At 70.3% G+C, this 16,179-nt stretch carries 12 protein-coding genes; 9 read left to right on the forward strand and 3 right to left on the reverse strand.

The features are described 5' to 3' along the window. Positions 1 to 18 precede the first annotated feature (18 nt). Positions 19 to 981 carry an EF-P lysine aminoacylase EpmA gene (epmA, locus tag HNQ52_RS09400; RefSeq protein ID WP_183960883.1) on the forward strand — a complete coding sequence of 321 codons (963 nt, stop codon included), beginning with the start codon at positions 19 to 21 and terminating at the stop codon, positions 979 to 981. 11 nt (positions 982 to 992) lie between these two features. Here epmA and HNQ52_RS09405 read toward each other — a convergent pair whose 3' ends face one another. Continuing rightward, complete coding sequence (locus HNQ52_RS09405; protein WP_183960884.1) at positions 993 to 2,717, reverse strand: sensor domain-containing diguanylate cyclase; 1,725 nt, start codon at positions 2,715 to 2,717, stop codon at positions 993 to 995. A 135-nt stretch (positions 2,718 to 2,852) separates the two neighbouring features. After that, positions 2,853 to 3,647: a hypothetical protein gene (locus HNQ52_RS09410; protein ID WP_221282021.1), complete on the reverse strand. Its 795-nt coding sequence runs from the start codon at positions 3,645 to 3,647 to the stop codon at positions 2,853 to 2,855. Between the two features lie 106 nt (positions 3,648 to 3,753). Between HNQ52_RS09410 and mtnA the strand changes: the two genes are divergently transcribed. The 8 genes from mtnA to HNQ52_RS09450 all read left to right on the forward strand — a co-directional run bounded on the left by mtnA (position 3,754) and on the right by HNQ52_RS09450 (position 14,222). Then, entirely contained in the window at positions 3,754 to 4,812 is a 1,059-nt protein-coding gene (gene mtnA / locus HNQ52_RS09415) for an S-methyl-5-thioribose-1-phosphate isomerase (protein ID WP_183960886.1), read from the forward strand. Continuing rightward, positions 4,802 to 5,779 (forward strand): glycosyltransferase family 2 protein, encoded by a 978-nt coding sequence (locus HNQ52_RS09420; protein WP_183960887.1) that lies wholly within the window; start codon positions 4,802 to 4,804, stop codon positions 5,777 to 5,779. Before mtnA ends, HNQ52_RS09420 begins: the two co-directional genes overlap by 11 nt. Position 5,780: 1 nt before the next feature. Then, entirely contained in the window at positions 5,781 to 6,173 is a 393-nt protein-coding gene (locus HNQ52_RS09425; RefSeq protein ID WP_183960888.1) for a GtrA family protein, read from the forward strand. A gap of 246 nt (positions 6,174 to 6,419) precedes the next feature. Beyond that, entirely contained in the window at positions 6,420 to 8,054 is a 1,635-nt protein-coding gene (locus HNQ52_RS09430; RefSeq protein WP_183960889.1) for an isovaleryl-CoA dehydrogenase, read from the forward strand. After that, positions 8,051 to 9,259 (forward strand): M23 family metallopeptidase, encoded by a 1,209-nt coding sequence (locus tag HNQ52_RS09435; protein ID WP_183960890.1) that lies wholly within the window; start codon positions 8,051 to 8,053, stop codon positions 9,257 to 9,259. The genes HNQ52_RS09430 and HNQ52_RS09435 overlap by 4 nt, the downstream gene beginning before the upstream one ends. Then, positions 9,256 to 10,404, forward strand: coding sequence for a DUF1615 domain-containing protein (locus HNQ52_RS09440; protein ID WP_183960891.1), 1,149 nt, complete (start codon positions 9,256 to 9,258; stop codon positions 10,402 to 10,404). The genes HNQ52_RS09435 and HNQ52_RS09440 overlap by 4 nt, the downstream gene beginning before the upstream one ends. Positions 10,405 to 10,557: 153 nt before the next feature. Continuing rightward, positions 10,558 to 11,808: a PQQ-dependent sugar dehydrogenase gene (locus tag HNQ52_RS09445; RefSeq protein WP_183960892.1), complete on the forward strand. Its 1,251-nt coding sequence runs from the start codon at positions 10,558 to 10,560 to the stop codon at positions 11,806 to 11,808. A 224-nt stretch (positions 11,809 to 12,032) separates the two neighbouring features. After that, complete coding sequence (locus tag HNQ52_RS09450) at positions 12,033 to 14,222, forward strand: M3 family metallopeptidase (protein ID WP_183960893.1); 2,190 nt, start codon at positions 12,033 to 12,035, stop codon at positions 14,220 to 14,222. A gap of 517 nt (positions 14,223 to 14,739) precedes the next feature. Here HNQ52_RS09450 and HNQ52_RS09455 read toward each other — a convergent pair. Next, a complete protein-coding gene (locus tag HNQ52_RS09455; protein ID WP_183960894.1) occupies positions 14,740 to 16,119 on the reverse strand; it encodes a serine hydrolase domain-containing protein in 1,380 nt (459 codons plus the stop codon). Positions 16,120 to 16,179 lie beyond the last annotated feature (60 nt).

The raw sequence follows: 16,179 nt of genomic DNA on the forward strand, positions 1-16,179 counted from the left end.
TCGCGTGAGCACGCAGCCATGAACCCGCAACGGCTGGCGGCGCTGCGCCTGCGCGCCGACGTGTACGCCACGATCCGCAGCTTCTTCGCCGCGCGCGGAGTGCTGGAAGTCGAATCTCCGATCCTGTCGGAGGCAGGCAACACCGATCCCAACATCGAAAGTTTCGCCACGCACTTCTCCGGTCGCAGCGACGCGGTGTCGAACGAACGCTTCCTCCGCACTTCGCCCGAGTTTCCGCTCAAGCGCCTGCTCGCCGAAGGCGTGGGCGATTGCTACGAACTCGGCCGCGTGTTCCGCAACGGCGAATGCGGCCGCCAGCACAACCCCGAATTCACCATGCTGGAGTGGTATCGCGTGGGCTGGGATCACGGCATGCTCGCCGACGAGGTCGGCGACCTGGTGACCGCCGTGCTGGCGCGCGTCGGACGGACCGTGCGGATCGAGCGCGTCGCCTACCGCGCGCTCTATCGCGCAGCGTTCGGCTTCGATCCGTTCACCGCCCCGATCGACAGCCTCCGCGCGCCGCTGCGCGAGCATCGCATCGACGCCGACGGCCTCACGCGCGACGACTGGCTGGACCTGCTGATGACGCACCGGCTGCAGCCGGACTTCGATCCGGACACGTTGTTGTTCGTCTTCGACTACCCGGCCACGCAGTGCGCCCTCGCGCGCATCCGCGGCAGCGGCGACGACGCGGTCGCGGAGCGGTTCGAGGCCTATCTCGGCGCGCGGGAACTGGCCAACGGCTACCACGAGCTCACTGACACGCGGGAACAGCGCCAGCGTTTCGAACTCGACAACGCGCGTCGCCGCGCCCGCCGGCTGCGCGAAGTGCCGCTCGATGCCCGGCTGCTCGCGGCGCTGGAGCGCGGGTTGCCGGCGTGCGCCGGCGTTGCGCTGGGCATCGAGCGCCTGCTCATGGCGCTGCTGCGCAGCGATGCGATCGACGACGTTCTCGCGTTCGGATTTGCCGGCGCCTGAGACGCGGCGCGCTACGCGATCTCGACGCGATTGCGCCCCGCGTTCTTGGCCCGATACAACGCGGCGTCGGCGGCCTGCACCAGGGCGCTGGCCGCATCGGCGTGCATCGGGCTCGCCGCGACGCCGATCGAGCAGGTGACCGGGCCCAGGCTGCGGCGCAGGTGCAGGATCTGCAGTTCGGAGATCGCGCTGCGGATCTGCTCGGCGCGGGTGCGCGCGACCTCGATATCGGCTTCGGGCAGGATCAGGATGAATTCCTCGCCGCCGTAACGGCAGGCGATATCTTCGCCGCGACACAGGGCGTCGAGCAGGCGCCCGACGTGGCCGAGCAGGGCGTCGCCTCCGTCGTGGCCGTGGGTGTCGTTGAAGCGCTTGAAGTGGTCGAGGTCGAGCATCATCACCGCCAGCGGCTGGTGGCGGCGGGCGCAGCGCGCCAGTTCGCGTTCGAGCGATTCTTCCAGGTAGCGGCGGTTGTAGAGGCCGGTCAGCGGGTCGCGGATGGACTGCACGCGCAGCGTTTCCTGCAGCTGCAGATTGGACAGTGCGAGCGAAAGCTGTTCGGCGGCCGCAAGCACGAGTTCGGCGTGCGCGGCGATGGTGTCGCGGCTGCCGGCCAGGTGCACCAGGCCCAGCGTTTCGCCGCGCGCCACAAGCGGAACGCACGTCGCGGCGAATGGGGCGGCATCGGCGCCGGCGGCGAGGTGGGCGCACAGACTCCCGTTGCGGCTGTCGTCGACGGTATGCGGCTGCCCGCGACGCACCGCCCAGCAGTCGTTCGGCGACATCACCTGCGCGCAGTCCGTCGGCGCGTCTCCCCAGTCGATGCGCAGTTCGACGAGGTTCTGCGAGGCCCGTGTCAGATAGATGCCACCGCCCAGATCCGGAAACAGGCGCGTGAACGTCTGTCGCGCGATGTCCATCGCTTCGTCGGTGGTGCGGCAGCTCTGAAGCATGCTCGCGCCGCGTTGCAGTTCGTGCAGGCGCGCGCCGGCGAGGCGGAGCGCTTCGACGCTCTCGGCCAGCTGCGCGCTGGACGAGGCTGCGCGCCGTTCGGCCAGGCGCCGCACGCGGTTCTCGCGCAGCATCAGCCAGAACACGATGCCGATCAGCGCCAGGCTCAGGCCGATGCCGAGCGCCGCGGCCCATTGCAGCCGCCACGCGCTGGCATCGGACGCGGTTTCGCGCTGCGCCAGCAACCGGCGTTCTTCCGCCTCCATTGCCCGCATCAGCTCCACCACGTGATCCATCACGCGCTTGCCGCGGTTGCTCGCCACCTCGCGCTGCGCGCTTGCCAGGCCTTGCTCCTGGTACAGCGCCGCCGTCTGTCTGGAAATGGCGACCCGTTCGACCGCGAGCGTGGCGATCTCGCGCGCCCGCGCGTGCTGGGCCGCGTTGTCGCGCACCTGGTCGATCAGGCCGCGTCCGAGCGCCTCGACCTCGGGAGCGCCGACCTCCAGCTGGGACAGGTAGTCGATATGGCCCGTGAGCAGGTAGCCGCGCTGTGCCGATTCAACATCCCTGATCCGTGCGTAGAGCCGGGAGATCTGCTCGATGGTGGCGTGGGTGTGGCCCACCCACCGCGTGTCCTGCACGAAGCGGCGCGCACCCGAGACCACGGTCGCGCCAACCGCCAGCAGCAACACGGTCGCCGCCACCAGCGATGTCCACACCGAGCGGCGCGGCAGGCGAAGCGGCTGGGTCAGGAGGTTCGACAGGCGTGAGCTCCCTGGCGGCATGCGTGCGTCGGGCGGGCCGGCAGATCGGCCGCGTTCGATGGGGTGCGGTACGGGCCGCGACCGATCGGCGGTCTCAGGATCGTCGGAGCGCATGGCTTGTTACGCGTGAGGCGTGGCGTGCGGATGCAGGCGCCGTCACGCGCCGGGCCGCAACGACAGCAACACGCTGCGGAACGGTCGCAGCGCCAGGCGCAGCGCCTCGGCGCTCCACGCGAACAGGCGGCGCTGGTCGATGGCGGTGAGTCCGCGCAACAGCTCGCCGAGGTTGCGCGCGCCGGTGCCCGGCAGGTTGCACAGCACCTGCGCGCGCTTGCCCACCGTGTAGGTGGTGGCGATCGCGGCGGCGATGTCGGACGCCACGCTCGCCAGCGGCAGCATGCGCGCGCCGACCAGCCGCAGATAGCCCGCGCCGAATTGCGCAAGGATCTGCTCCACCATCTGGTCCGACAGCATCTGCGCCCCGAGTTCGGCGCCGGTGGCGAGCAGCACTACGCCGCGCTGCTCGGCATCGCTCAGCTCCAGTGCATAGATGTCGAGCACATCGCGCACGAGCTGCTTCTGGATCGCCGGCAGCGAGACCGCATTGCCGATCGAACCGAGCAGCACCGGCGCGAGCCGCCCCAGCAGCGGCACTCTGGCGGTGATCGACGAAAACGCCGCGGCGGTGCCGGCCTTGAGGCAGGCGGTGTGCAACAGCAGGTTGAACCGTCGGTCACGTTGCGCGGGGGTGCGCTCGGCGCGTGACTCGGCAACGCGGCGGGGTGGCACGGCTTCCGCATCGCGCACCGTTGCGCGGCGTGTTTCCGTCGCGGCGGTCTTGCGGACCGGTGCGACCGCCTTCTTCGCCGCTGCGGGCGTGCGCGGCGCGCTGCCGGCGCCGCGGCGGGCGGCAGGCGTGCGGGCGGCTGGCGGCGCGGTGCGTTTGGCCATGGGCGCCAGCATAACGCGTTCGCCCGCAGCCGCGTTGCGGATCGAAAACCACGGGTCCATCCGGTAAAGTCCGCAGTCGTTTCCGCCGCGACGGCCGCCCGCTCCGATGATCGACTACTCGCGTTACGACCGCGTGCGCGCGGTGGCTTTCACCGGCAGCACGCTCGAACTGCTCGACCAGCGCCGTCTGCCGTTCGCGCAGGACACGGTGGTGGCGCGCGATGTCGATGCGGTGGCGCAGGCGATCCGCGATCTCGTCGTGCGCGGCGCCCCGGCGATCGGAATCGCCGCAGCCTGGGGCGTGGTGCTGGCCGGCGACGCGCTCGGCGACGTCGATGCCGACGCCGCGCGCACGGCACTCGAGCCCGCCATGGCGCGCCTCAACGCGGCCCGGCCGACGGCGGTGAATCTTGCGTGGGCGCTGCGCCGCATGCGCCGTGCGCTCGACATCGCCGGCGGCGACTGGCGTGCGCGCCTGCACGCAGAAGCCCGCGCGATCGAGCGCGAAGACCTCGCCGCCAACCGCCACATGGGCCACCTCGGCGCCGCGCTGATCGAGCCCGGCAGCGACGTGCTCACGCATTGCAACACCGGGTCGCTCGCGACTGCCGGTTTCGGCACCGCGCTCGGCGTGATCCGCGCAGGCGTCGCCGAACGGCGCATCGACAACGTCTACGCCTGCGAGACGCGGCCGTGGCTGCAGGGCGCGCGGCTGACGGTCTGGGAGCTGCAGCAGGACGGCATCCCCGCGACGCTGATCGCCGACTCGGCCGCGTCGTACCTGCTGCACGGCGGGCGGGTGAAGTGGATCGTCGTCGGCGCCGACCGCATCACCGCGAACGGCGATGTCGCCAACAAGATCGGCACCTACCAGCTCGCCATCGCGGCGAAGTACCACGGCGTGAAGTTCATGGTGGTGGCGCCGTCGTCCACGGTCGACATGGACACCGCCAGCGGCGCGCAGATCGAGATCGAACTGCGCGAGGCGAACGAACTGCTCGGCTACGCGGGTCAGCGCACGGTGGCCGAGGGCATCGCGGCATGGAACCCGGTGTTCGACGTGACGCCGGCCGAACTCGTCGATGCCATCGTCACCGAGCGCGGAGTGATCCACCGGCCGGACGCCGCTCGCATGGCCGAATGGATGCGGGCGCATGTCGGCTGAGCTTGCGCTGCGCACCTCGCTCGCGACGCGCCCGGTCGATGCGGGGGCGGCGCCGCGCGTCGCGGTCATCGTGCCGTGCTACAACGAGGCCGTCACGATCGCGGCCGTGATCGACGACTTCCGCCGTGCGCTGCCCGACGCGCAGATTTTCGTGTTCGACAACAACTCCAGCGACAGCACCGCGGCGATCGCGCGCGACTGCGGCGCGCGGGTGCACTCGGTGGCGCTGCAGGGCAAGGGCCACGTGGTCCGGCGCCAGTTCGCCGACGTGGATGCAGACATCTACGTGATGGTGGACGGCGACGCCACCTACGACGCAGCCAGCGCACCGCGGCTCGTGCAGCACCTGCGCGACGGCCGCTTCGACATGGTCGTGGCCGTGCGCCAGGCCAGCGGCGATGCCGCCTACCGCCCCGGGCATGCGCTCGGCAACCGCATGCTGACCGGTTTCCTCGCCTGGTTGTTCGGGCGGCCGTGCAGGGACATCCTCTCCGGCTATCGCGTGTTTTCGCGCCGTTTCGCCAAGTCGTTTCCGGTGTTGTCGTCGGGGTTTGAGATCGAGACCGAGCTCACCGTGCACGCGCTGGAGCTGAAGATGCCGATCGGCGAACTTGCGACTGCGTATGTGGAGCGCCCGGCGGGATCCTTCAGCAAGCTCAGCACCTGGCGCGACGGGTTCCGCATCCTGCGCACGATGCTGCGCCTGTTCAGCGCAGAACGACCGCTGACCTTCTACGGCGGCATGGGCCTGGGGCTTGCACTGCTCGCGGCATTGCTGGCCGTTCCGCTGTTGGTCACGTACCTCGACACGGGTCTGGTGCCGCGCTTTCCGACGGCGATCCTCAGCACCGGCCTGATGGTTCTGGCTGCGCTGAGCGTGTTCGCGGGCCTGATCCTCGATACCGTCACGCGTGGCCGGCGCGAGATGAAGATGCTTGCCTACCTGCGCGAACCCGGTCCGCACTGATATGCGGCAGCTCGTGCTGTTCTGCGTCGCGGGGACGTTGGGATTCGTCGTCGATGCGGGCGTGGTGTCGCTGCTGGTGAACGGACTGGGGTGCGATCCGTACCTCGGGCGGCTGGTGTCCTTCGTGTGCGCGGTGGTGGCCACGTTTGCGTTCAACCGTCGCTTCACGTTTGCGGCGACCGAGCCGCAGTCGCTGTCGACACAGTTTTCGCGTTATCTGCTGGCGATGACCGGCGGCTTCGTCGTCAATTACGGCGCGTACGCGCTGCTGGTGTGGCGCGTGGAGCTGGTGCGCGAGTGGCCGGTGCTGGGTGTGGCGGTGGGCTCGGTGCTGGGGCTGGTGGTGAATTTCCTGAGTTCGCGGTACTGGGTGTTTCGCCAGCGCGCGGGATGAAGGTTACGTTGCAGACGCACTCCGTTCCGCCTGCGTTCGGCCGGTGGTTACCGGCGTCACCCTTTCCCCCGCTGGACGGGAGAAGGACAGCTTCGACAGGTGTTTCGTGATCGTGAAGCGTCTCGGCATCCGGATTGAGAGGCGGAGGCATCGTTTGTCGCGCACTGCGGCGAAAGGCGCCGGCAGGCGGAAGGAGAACCAACCCGAGCCATCGGCTACCCTGCGCAGCAGCGCCCGGAGCACCGCATGCCCACGATCCCCGCCACCCACGTCGTCGAAAACCAGCCACCCCCGCTGCCGCACTACAACGCCTTCGCCACCGATGTCGCCCTGACCGACGCCATCGCGCGCGAAGGTGCCTCGGACTTCGTGCCGGCGCTCGACGCATACGGCCGGCTCGTCGGCGGCGAGATGCAGCAACTCGGCCACGACGCCAACCGCAACCGGCCGCTGTTCCGACCGTTCGACCGCTACGGCCACCGCATCGACGAGGTCGAGTTCCATTCCGCCTACCACGCGCTGCTGCAGCATGCGATCGCGCACGGCGTGCACGCGCTCTCGTGGCAGCAGGCGCGACCCGGCGCGCATGTCGCGCGCGCGGCGCTGTCGTACCTGCATCACCAGGCCGAAGCCGGCACCAGCTGTCCGCTGACGATGACGCACGCGGCGGCGCCGGTGCTGCGACGCTCGGCGGCGACGCACTGGTTCGAGCGCTGCATCGCTGCGTCCTACGACCGCCGCAACGTGCCCGCGATGCAGAAGTCCGGCGTCACGATCGGCATGGGCATGACCGAAAAGCAGGGCGGCTCCGACGTGCGCGCCAACAGCACCCGCGCGCATCCGGTCGGCGCAGACGAGTACGAACTCGTCGGACACAAATGGTTCTTCTCCGCGCCGATGTCCGACGCCTTCCTGGTGCTGGCGCAGGCGCCCGGCGGCCTCACCTGCTTCCTGCTGCCGCGCTGGCGGCCGGACGGCACGCGCAACGCACTGCAGCTGCAGCGGCTCAAGGACAAGCTCGGCAACTGGTCGAACGCGTCGAGCGAGGTCGAATTCGCCGGCGCGTGGGCGCAGCGCATCGGCGAGGAAGGTCGCGGCGTGGCCACCATCCTGGAAATGGTCGCGCTCACGCGGCTCGACTGCATGCTCGGCTCGGCCGCGGAAATGCGCCGCGCACTGGTCGAGGCGGTGCACCATGCGCAGCACCGGCGCGCATTCGGCAAACGGCTCGTCGAGCAGCCGTTGATGCGCAACGTGCTCGCCGATCTCGCGCTCGAGTCGGAGGCGGCCACCGCGTTTTCGCTGCGCGTGGCGCGTGCGGTCGACGCCGCGCCGCGCGATGCGCGCGAGGCGGCCTTCGCACGCATCGCCACGGCGGTCGGCAAGTACTGGATCTGCAAGCGCACGCCGGCCTTCGTCAACGAGGCGCAGGAGTGCCTGGGCGGCGCGGGCTACGTGGAGGAATCGATCCTGCCGCGTCTGTACCGCGAAGCGCCGCTCAATTCGATCTGGGAGGGCTGCGGCAACATCCAGTGCCTGGACGTGCTGCGTGCGTTCGCGCGCGAACCCGACACGGTCGATGCCGTCGGCGCGGAGCTCGACGCCGTGCGCGGCGCCGACGCCCGCCTCGATGCCGCGGGGGACGCGGTGCGCGCACGTGTCGCCGACGGCCGCATCGCCGAATCGGACGCGCGCCACGTGGTCGAACGGCTGGCACTGGTGCTGCAGGCCGCGGTGCTCGTGCGCGGCGCGCCGGCCGTCGTGTCCGATGCCTTCTGCGCCTCGCGGCTCGACGGCGGTCGCGGCCAGGGATTCGGCACGCTCGCTGCGGACACCGCGTTCGATGCGCTGATCCGGCGCGCGCTGCCGCCGCTCGCATGAGGCCGCGCCCGGACAGGTTGCGCGTTCTCGCCGCGCTCGCGCTCGCGGCGTGCGGCGCGGGCGCCCACGGCGCCGAACCGGTCGACGCGATCGACATGCGCATCCCCCACCCGCCGCACGCCGTGACGATCGAAGGCCGCTGCCGCCTGGCCTACGAACTGCACCTGACCAACTTCGGCGCCGAATCGCGCACGCTCTCGGCACTGGATGTCTCGACCGACGGCGCCGCGTTCGCGCACCTGGACCGCGCCGCCCTGCGCGCGGCGGGGCGCGTCCTCGGCCGCGACGCTGCCGATGACGCACTCCGTCTGCCTGCCGGCACGACGGCCGTGCTCTATCTGGAGCCGGACTGCGGCGCGCGCGTGCCCGAACACGTGCAGCACGCGCTGCAGCTGGACGGTGCCGGATCGTCCGTGGTCGGTGCGCGCAGCGAGGTCGTGCCGCAGGCGGCGGCGTCGCTCGGGCCGCCGCTCCGGGGCGGGCCGTGGGTCGCGGTCCACGCCGCGCACTGGCCGCGCGGCCATCGGCGCGTGTTCTACGCGATCGACGGTCGCGCTCGGCTGCCGGGGCGGTTCGCGGTGGATTGGGTGCGTGTCGACGACGACGGGCGCATCGCGCGCGGCGATGGCGATCGGGTGGACGCCAGCCTTGGGTACGGCGCCGCGGTGCTTGCCGTGGCCGACGCCCGGGTCGCTGCGGTGCGCGACGGCCTGCCCGAACCCGGGCGCATCTCCGCTGCGCGCAAGAACAGCCTCGACGCCGCTGCCGGCAACCACATCGCGCTGCAGCTGCCGGACGGTCGCTTCGTGCTGTACGAACACCTGCGGCCGCACAGCGTGCGCGTGCGCATCGGCGACCGCGTAAGGCGCGGCCAGCACATCGCCGATCTCGGTTTCACCGGCGATTCGACCGGTCCGCACCTGCATCTGCACGTGGCCGATTCGGCGTCGCCGCTGCTCGGCGAAGGCGTGCCGTTCGCGCTCGACGGCTTCGAGCTGCTCGGACACTACGACGATGCCGCCGGCATCGGCAAGACCCGCTGGCAGGCGCGCGCCGCCACGCTCGCGGCAATGCGGCGCGACGAGTTTCCCGCGTCAAACGCCGTGATCCGCTTCGCCACGGATCCACCGTCCGAGGGCGCGGACACCGCGGGCGCACCGCGTCGAAGCGTCGATGCGGAGCCACGTCCGGACACGGACGAATGAGCGCGCCGGCGAACAAGCCGATGCCACGCTATGCCGTCGCGGTCCGCGTCATCGCGCTCGCATCGCTGCTGGTGCTCGCCGCGTGCGCCACGTCGCCACCGAAGCCGCCTCTGCGCGAACCGTCCGACGTTCGCGCGCAGCTGGAGACGCTGCTGCCGGCCGACCTGCGCGACCGCAGCGGCTGGGCGACCGACATCCAGTCGGCGTTCCAGCTGCTCGACATTCCGCCCAGCACGGAAAATCTGTGCGCGGCGCTCGCCGTCACGCAGCAGGAATCCACGTTCACCGCCGATCCGGTGGTGCCGGATCTTGCACGCATCGCACGCGCGGAGATCGACCGCCGCGCGGCATCGCTGAAGATTCCGGCGCTGGTGGTTGCCGCCGCGCTGCGGCTCGACAGCGGCGACGGCCGCAGTTATGCCGAGCGCATCGCCGCCGTGCGCACCGAACGCGAACTGAGCGAGCTGTTCGAGCAATTCATCGGGCGCGTGCCGCTCGGACAGCGCCTGTTCGGCGGCGCCAACCCGGTGCATACCGGCGGACCGATGCAGGTCAGCATCGCATTCGCCCAACGCCACGCCGACGAACACGGCTATCCGTACGCCAGCGCCACCAGCATCCGGCGCGAGGTTTTCACGCGGCGCGGCGGCATGTACTTCGGCATCGCGCATCTGCTCGGGTATCCGAACAGCTACACGCGGCATCTGTACCGCTTCGCCGATTTCAACGCCGGCTGGTACGCGAGCCGCAACGCGGCGTTCCAGGCGGCGGTGACGGCGGTGTCCGGGGTGCCGCTCGCGCTCGACGGCGATCTGATCCTGCACGAGCGCGGTTTCGGCGGCGCGCGCGTCGGTGCCACGGAGGCGGCGGTGCGATCGCTGGCGCCGCAGCTGGGCATGAGCGAGCGCGCGATCCGCCGCGCGCTGGCGCTGGGCGACCGCCACGCGTTCGAAACCACCGATCTGTACGAACGCGTGTTCGCGCTTGCAGACGCGCGCAGCGCCACGCCGCTGCCGCGCGCCGTGCTGCCGCGCATCACCCTCGAAAGCCCGAAGATCACGCGCCGGCTCACCACCGCGTGGTTCGCCAACCGGGTGCAGGAGCGCTACCAGCGCTGCGTGAATCGCGCGTTTGCGGCGATGTGATCGCCACGGCAGGCGGCGGTATTCGTTACGTCGGTACGCACGCGGCGCTCCATCGCATCGCCCGCACGGCCCGTCGCAGTGCGGCGCGCGTCCTTGCGTTGCGTCACCGCAAATCCCGATAGCATCGGTGTCCACCCGCCACGGATCGCACCCATGCGCCGCACGACGCTTGCCCTTTCCCTCTCGCTGACGCTCGGTGCCTGCAGCGATCCCGCTCCCACGGCGTCCGACACGGCACCGGCGGCGGACGCTGCCACACAGCCCGGCGCGGCGGCGGCCGAGGAGTCCGCATCCGCGACACCGGTTGCGTCGTCGGGCGTCAGCGCACCGCACGGCGCGCCCGCACCGGCCACGCCGAGCCGCGTGGAGGTAACCGAGTTCGCCACCGGCCTGGAGAATCCGTGGTCGCTCGCCTTCCTGCCGGACGGCCGCATGCTGGTGACCGAACGCCCCGGCCGACTGCGCTACATCGCCGCCGACGGCACCTTGTCCGAACCGATCGCGAATACGCCGGCGGTGTTCGCGATCGGGCAGGGCGGCCTGCTCGACGTCGCGGTGTCGCCCGGTTTCGCCAGCGACCGGACCGTCTACCTCACCTACGCCGAACCCGACGCCAGCGGCAACAACGCCGGCACTGCCGCGATCCGCGCAACGCTCGTCGACAACGCGCTGCAGAACGTGCGGCAGATCTTCCGGCAGGAGCCGAAGCTCTCGCGCGGCGCGCACTTCGGCTCGCGCATCGTGTTCGACGGCAATGGCCACCTGTTCATCGCGCTGGGCGAAAACGGCGAGCGCGCCGCCTCGCAAAGGCTCGACCACCTGCAGGGCAAGATCGTGCGCCTCGCGCTCGACGGCAGCATTCCCGCCGACAATCCCTTCGTCGGACGCAGCGATGCGCGTGCGGAAATCTGGTCGTACGGCCACCGCAACCAGCAGGGCGCGGCGCTGCATCCTGTCACCGGCCAGCTGTGGACGCACGAGCACGGCCCGCGCGGCGGCGACGAAATCAATATCCCCCAGCGCGCCGCGAATTACGGCTGGCCGCTGGCGACCTACGGCATCAACTATTCGGGCGCGCCGATCCTCGAATCGGTGGGCACCGCCGTCGCCGGCACCGAGCAGCCGCACTACTACTGGGAACAGTCGCCGGGCGTCAGCGGCATGGCGTTCTACACGGCCGACCGGTTTCCGGCGTGGAACGGCAGCCTGTTCGTCGGCTCGATGGCGCAGCGCGAGCTGATCCGGCTGCAGCTCGACGGCGACCGGATCGTTGCGGAAGAACGCCTGCTGTCCGAGCGCCGGTGGCGCATCCGCGACGTGCGCCAGGGACCGGACGGGTACATCTATGTCGTCACCGACGAGGCCGACGGCAAGGTGCTGAAGATCGGGCTCGACGACGCCTGACGCCGGACGCGGCAGGGCGGCGCGCGATGCGTTCGTGACGCCCGTCGATGCGTCGCACGTGCGACGAACGGAGCCGTTCGTGCGGCATGCCGTGACGGCCGCGGCATCGCACCGATCATGACCATCGTCCCTTGCTCCGCACGCACGACGCGCACCTACAATCGACGATCCTTTCGACACGACAGCGGACCCACATGCCCACACTTCGATCCGGACTCCTGCCCATGGCGTCGCTGACGCTCGCCGCCTGCCTCGGTGCCTGCTCGGGCTCCGACCCCGCGCCGGCTGCCGATGCCGCCAGCACCGCGCCAACCGCCACACCCGCCGCGCCGGACGCACCGGCGGCGCCCGTGGCCGATGCCACCGCCAACCCGTTCATGGCGCCCAGCACGCTGCCGCTGCAGGCGCCGGACTTCGGCAGGATCCGCGAGGAGCACTACCTGCCCGCACTTACCGAGGGCATGGCGCAACAGCTCGCCGAAATCGAGGCCATCGCCAACAACCCCGATGCCCCGACGCTGGAAAACACCTTCGAGGCGATGGAGCGCTCCGGCGCGCTGCTCACGCGCGTGGCGCAGGTGTTCGGCAACATCGCCGGCACCGACACCACCGACGGCATCCGCAAGATCCAGTCCGAGATCTCGCCGAAGCTGGCCGCGCACCAGGATGCGATCCTGCTCGATCCCAAACTGTTCGCGCGCGTGAAATCGGTCTACGACGCGCGCGGCACGCTCAACCTCGACCCCGAAGCGCTGCGCCTGGTCGAACAGACCCACCTGCGTTTCGTGCGCGCCGGCGCGGAACTGCCGGAGGACGCGAAGGCGCGCGTGCGTGCGCTCAACGAGGAACAGGCCAGCCTCATGACCGCGTTCACGCAGGCGCTGCTCAAGCAGACCGAGCGCGCGGCCGTGCTGGTCGATACGCGCGAGGAACTCGACGGCATGTCCGAGGCCGACATCGCCGCCGCCGCGGAAGCTGCGAAATCGGCCGGGCACGAAGGCAAGTGGCTGCTGCGCATCACCAACACCACACGCCAGCCGGTGCTCTCGTCGCTGAAGAACCGCGCGTTGCGCCAGCGCGTGTGGGAAGCCTCGGCCAACCGCGGCTTCCAGGATGGCGACGGCGATACGCGCCCGATCGTGCTGCGCCTGTCGGAGCTGCGCGCCGAACGCGCCGCGCTGCTCGGCCAGCCGAACTTCGCCGCCTACCAGCTCGGCACCCAGATGGCCGGCACGCCCGACGCGGTGCTGAAGATGCTGACCGACCTCAGCCCCACCGTGGTCGAGAACGCGAAGCGCGAAGCCGCCGACATCCAGACGCTGATCGAGCAGCAGGGCGGCGACTTCGAACTGCAGCCGTGGGACTGGGAGTTCTACGCCGAGCAGGTGCGCGCCGCGCGCTACGACCTCGACCAGGCACAGGTGAAGCCCTACTTCGAACTCGACCGCGTGCTGAAGGACGGCGTGTTCTTCACCCTCAATCGTTTCTACGGCGTGAAGTTCAACGAGCGCAAGGATCTGCCGGTCTACCATCCCGACGTGCGCGTGTTCGACGTGATCGATGCCGACGACAGCCAGATCGGCCTGTTCTACGTCGACTACTTCGCCCGTCCGAGCAAGCGCGGCGGCGCGTGGATGTCCACCTTCGTCGGTCAGAGCGAACTGCTCGACCGCAAGCCGGTGGCGCTCAACGTGATGAACGTGCCCAAGCCGGTCGACGGCGAGCCGGCGCTGATGACGTTCGACGAAGTCACCACGATGTTCCACGAGATCGGCCACGGCGTGCACGGCCTGTTCTCGAAGGTGAAGTACCCGTCGCTTGCCGGCACGGCGGTGGCACGGGATTTCGTCGAGTTCCCGTCGCAGTTCGAGGAGGACTGGGCTAAGGACCCGGAAGTGCTCGCCAACTACGCGAAACACTACCGCACCGGCGAGCCGATCCCGCCCGAGCTGCTGCAGAAGATCCTCAAGGCGAGCAGCTTCAACCAGGGCTACGACACGCTCGAATACGTGGCCGCGGCGCTGGTCGACATGGAATGGCACACGCGTTCGCCGGACACGAAGGTGACCGACGTGGAAGCGTTCGAGAAGGCCGCGCTCGCCAAGTACGGCGTCGATTTCGCGCCGGTGCCGCCGCGTTACCGCAGCACGTTCTTCTCGCACGTGTTCGGCGGCGGCTACGCCTCGGGCTACTACGCCTACCTGTGGAGCGAGGTACTCGCCGCGGACGCATTCGCCCACGTGATGCAGAACGGCGGCCTCAACGGCGAAGCCGGCGAGAACTACCGCCGCAGCATCCTCTCGCGCGGCAACAGCGAGGACCCGATGCAGATGTACGTGAACTGGCGCGGCCGCCAGCCCGACCCGGACAACCTGCTGTACCGGCGCGGCCTGAAGGTACGCGGCGAAGAGTGATCGCCGCGTCGGCGTCGCGCCGCAAGCCCAACGCACGACGCACGCCATTCGACCAAGAGCCCATCTCCACGGGGAGAGGGGCTGCAAGCGCCCCCAAAAGCCCGTTCCCCATCGACGCGGAAGTTCGAGATGAGCGTGAACCCCCTCTCGAGGGGTAGCGATTGAACTCGCACAAAAGCCCTTCCCCCTTTGACGGGGGAAGGGTTGGGATGGGGGTGGCTGCCGCACCCTCACCCGGCGCTATCGCGCGAGCCCCGTTGTCAACCTGCATCACGGAAACACGAACCCGCGCCGACCCTGGTTCTTGCGCCCCTGCATCGACGATCCCCGCGTCGCGGCAGGAGGTCAAACCGCTCTCGGTCCACATCGTGCGGCAGCGTGCCAACTATCCGGCCAATCGCCGCCCACCGCGCAGGTTACGGCCTGCGCCGCAGTGCGACAAAAAACCCGGAAAATGGCGCCAAGGTCGGGGAAAACACCGCGCCCGGACCGCGGAATATCGCCAGTTCGGTCCGCATCAGTCGTCGCCCGCATCCGGCAAGACCGCACGCAACCGCCCCTGCGCATCGGTGATCACATCCCACACCTGGGTACGCCGCGCGAACGCGATGCGGTACGTGCGCCGCAGCGCACCTTCGTCGAGCGTGTGTTCGTCCAGCACGTGCACGTGCTGCGCCGGCCCCACGGCCACCAGCAGCGCCTGGCCAAAGTCGGACAAATACGCGCGCGCCCCGTCGCCGCGTCCCGGCTCGAACGCAGACGCATCCGGCGACGCGTGCACGGCACCGTCGAGCAATGCACGCAACGCCGCCGTCAGCGCCGGCCGCGTATCGTCGATCGGCGCGCGCAGCGAAGGCGCCGGCAAGCGTAGATCCGCGATCGCCTTCGCCAGCAGCGGATAAAACCGGCGCTGATTGCACAGCACGACCACCGTCAAGCCGCGTTCGGGCAAATGCAGCACGTCGGCCAGCGCCGGGCCGCCGGTGTGGCCGGTGGCCGTCTCGCCGCGATAACGGCCCACGGTCCAGCCCGCGCCGAAATCGCCGCGGCGCCCGTCGTCGAGCAGCGGCGCGTCCCACAGCAACGACGCGTGGCGGGCGTCGAGAAACCCGCCGCGCGCCAGCGCCACGAACAGCGTCGCGATGTCGCGCGCCGACGAAAACAACCCGCCCGCCGCATACGCATGCGGCGGATACAGGAACAGTTCCTCGTGCTGCACGCCGTCGCGGAATGCATACGTGTTCGCACGCTGCGGCACGATGCGCCCGGCGCGCACGCGTCCCGCATCGTGTTGCATCGAATACCCGGTGTGCGTGAGCCCGAGCGGCTGCGTGACTTCGCGCGCCAGCAACGCCGGCCAGTCGAGCCCGGTCGCGCGCTCCAGCGCCGCCAGCAGCACCACGTAATCGGTGAGGCCGTACCGCGACTGCGTGCCCGGCGCATACGCCAGCGGCCGCGCCGCCGCCCGCCGCACCATGTCGGCGGCGCTCGCGTCCGCCGGCGCCTCCGGCCGGTCCGCGAGGCCCGAGGTGTGCGTGGCGAGCCGCCCCAGCGTGATGTCCGCCCACGCCGTCGGTGCATCGTCCAGATACGTCGACACCGGATCGTCCAGCCGCACCACGCCGCGCTGCACCAGCCGCAGCAACACCACGCCGGCAAACAGTTTCGACACCGACGCGGTCTGGAACGCCGTGTCCGGCGTCACCGCGGCGGACCAGTCGAGATTGGCCTCGCCGTAGCCGCGCACGGTCTCGATGCGGCCGTCCTGCACCACGGCCACCGCCACGCCGGGGATGTGGCTCGCCGCCATGAACGTGCGCACCGCATCGTCCGTCGCATCGGCCGACACCTCCGCCGCGCCCGCACACACCACCAGCGCCGCCAGCGCCCGCCGCATCCACCCGCCATTCCGTCGCATGCACAGTTCCCGGTTCCGTCGAAGCCCGATGGGATGCGC

It is taken from the genome of Chiayiivirga flava (genome assembly GCF_014202825.1).
Classification (GTDB): domain Bacteria; phylum Pseudomonadota; class Gammaproteobacteria; order Xanthomonadales; family Xanthomonadaceae; genus Chiayiivirga; species Chiayiivirga flava.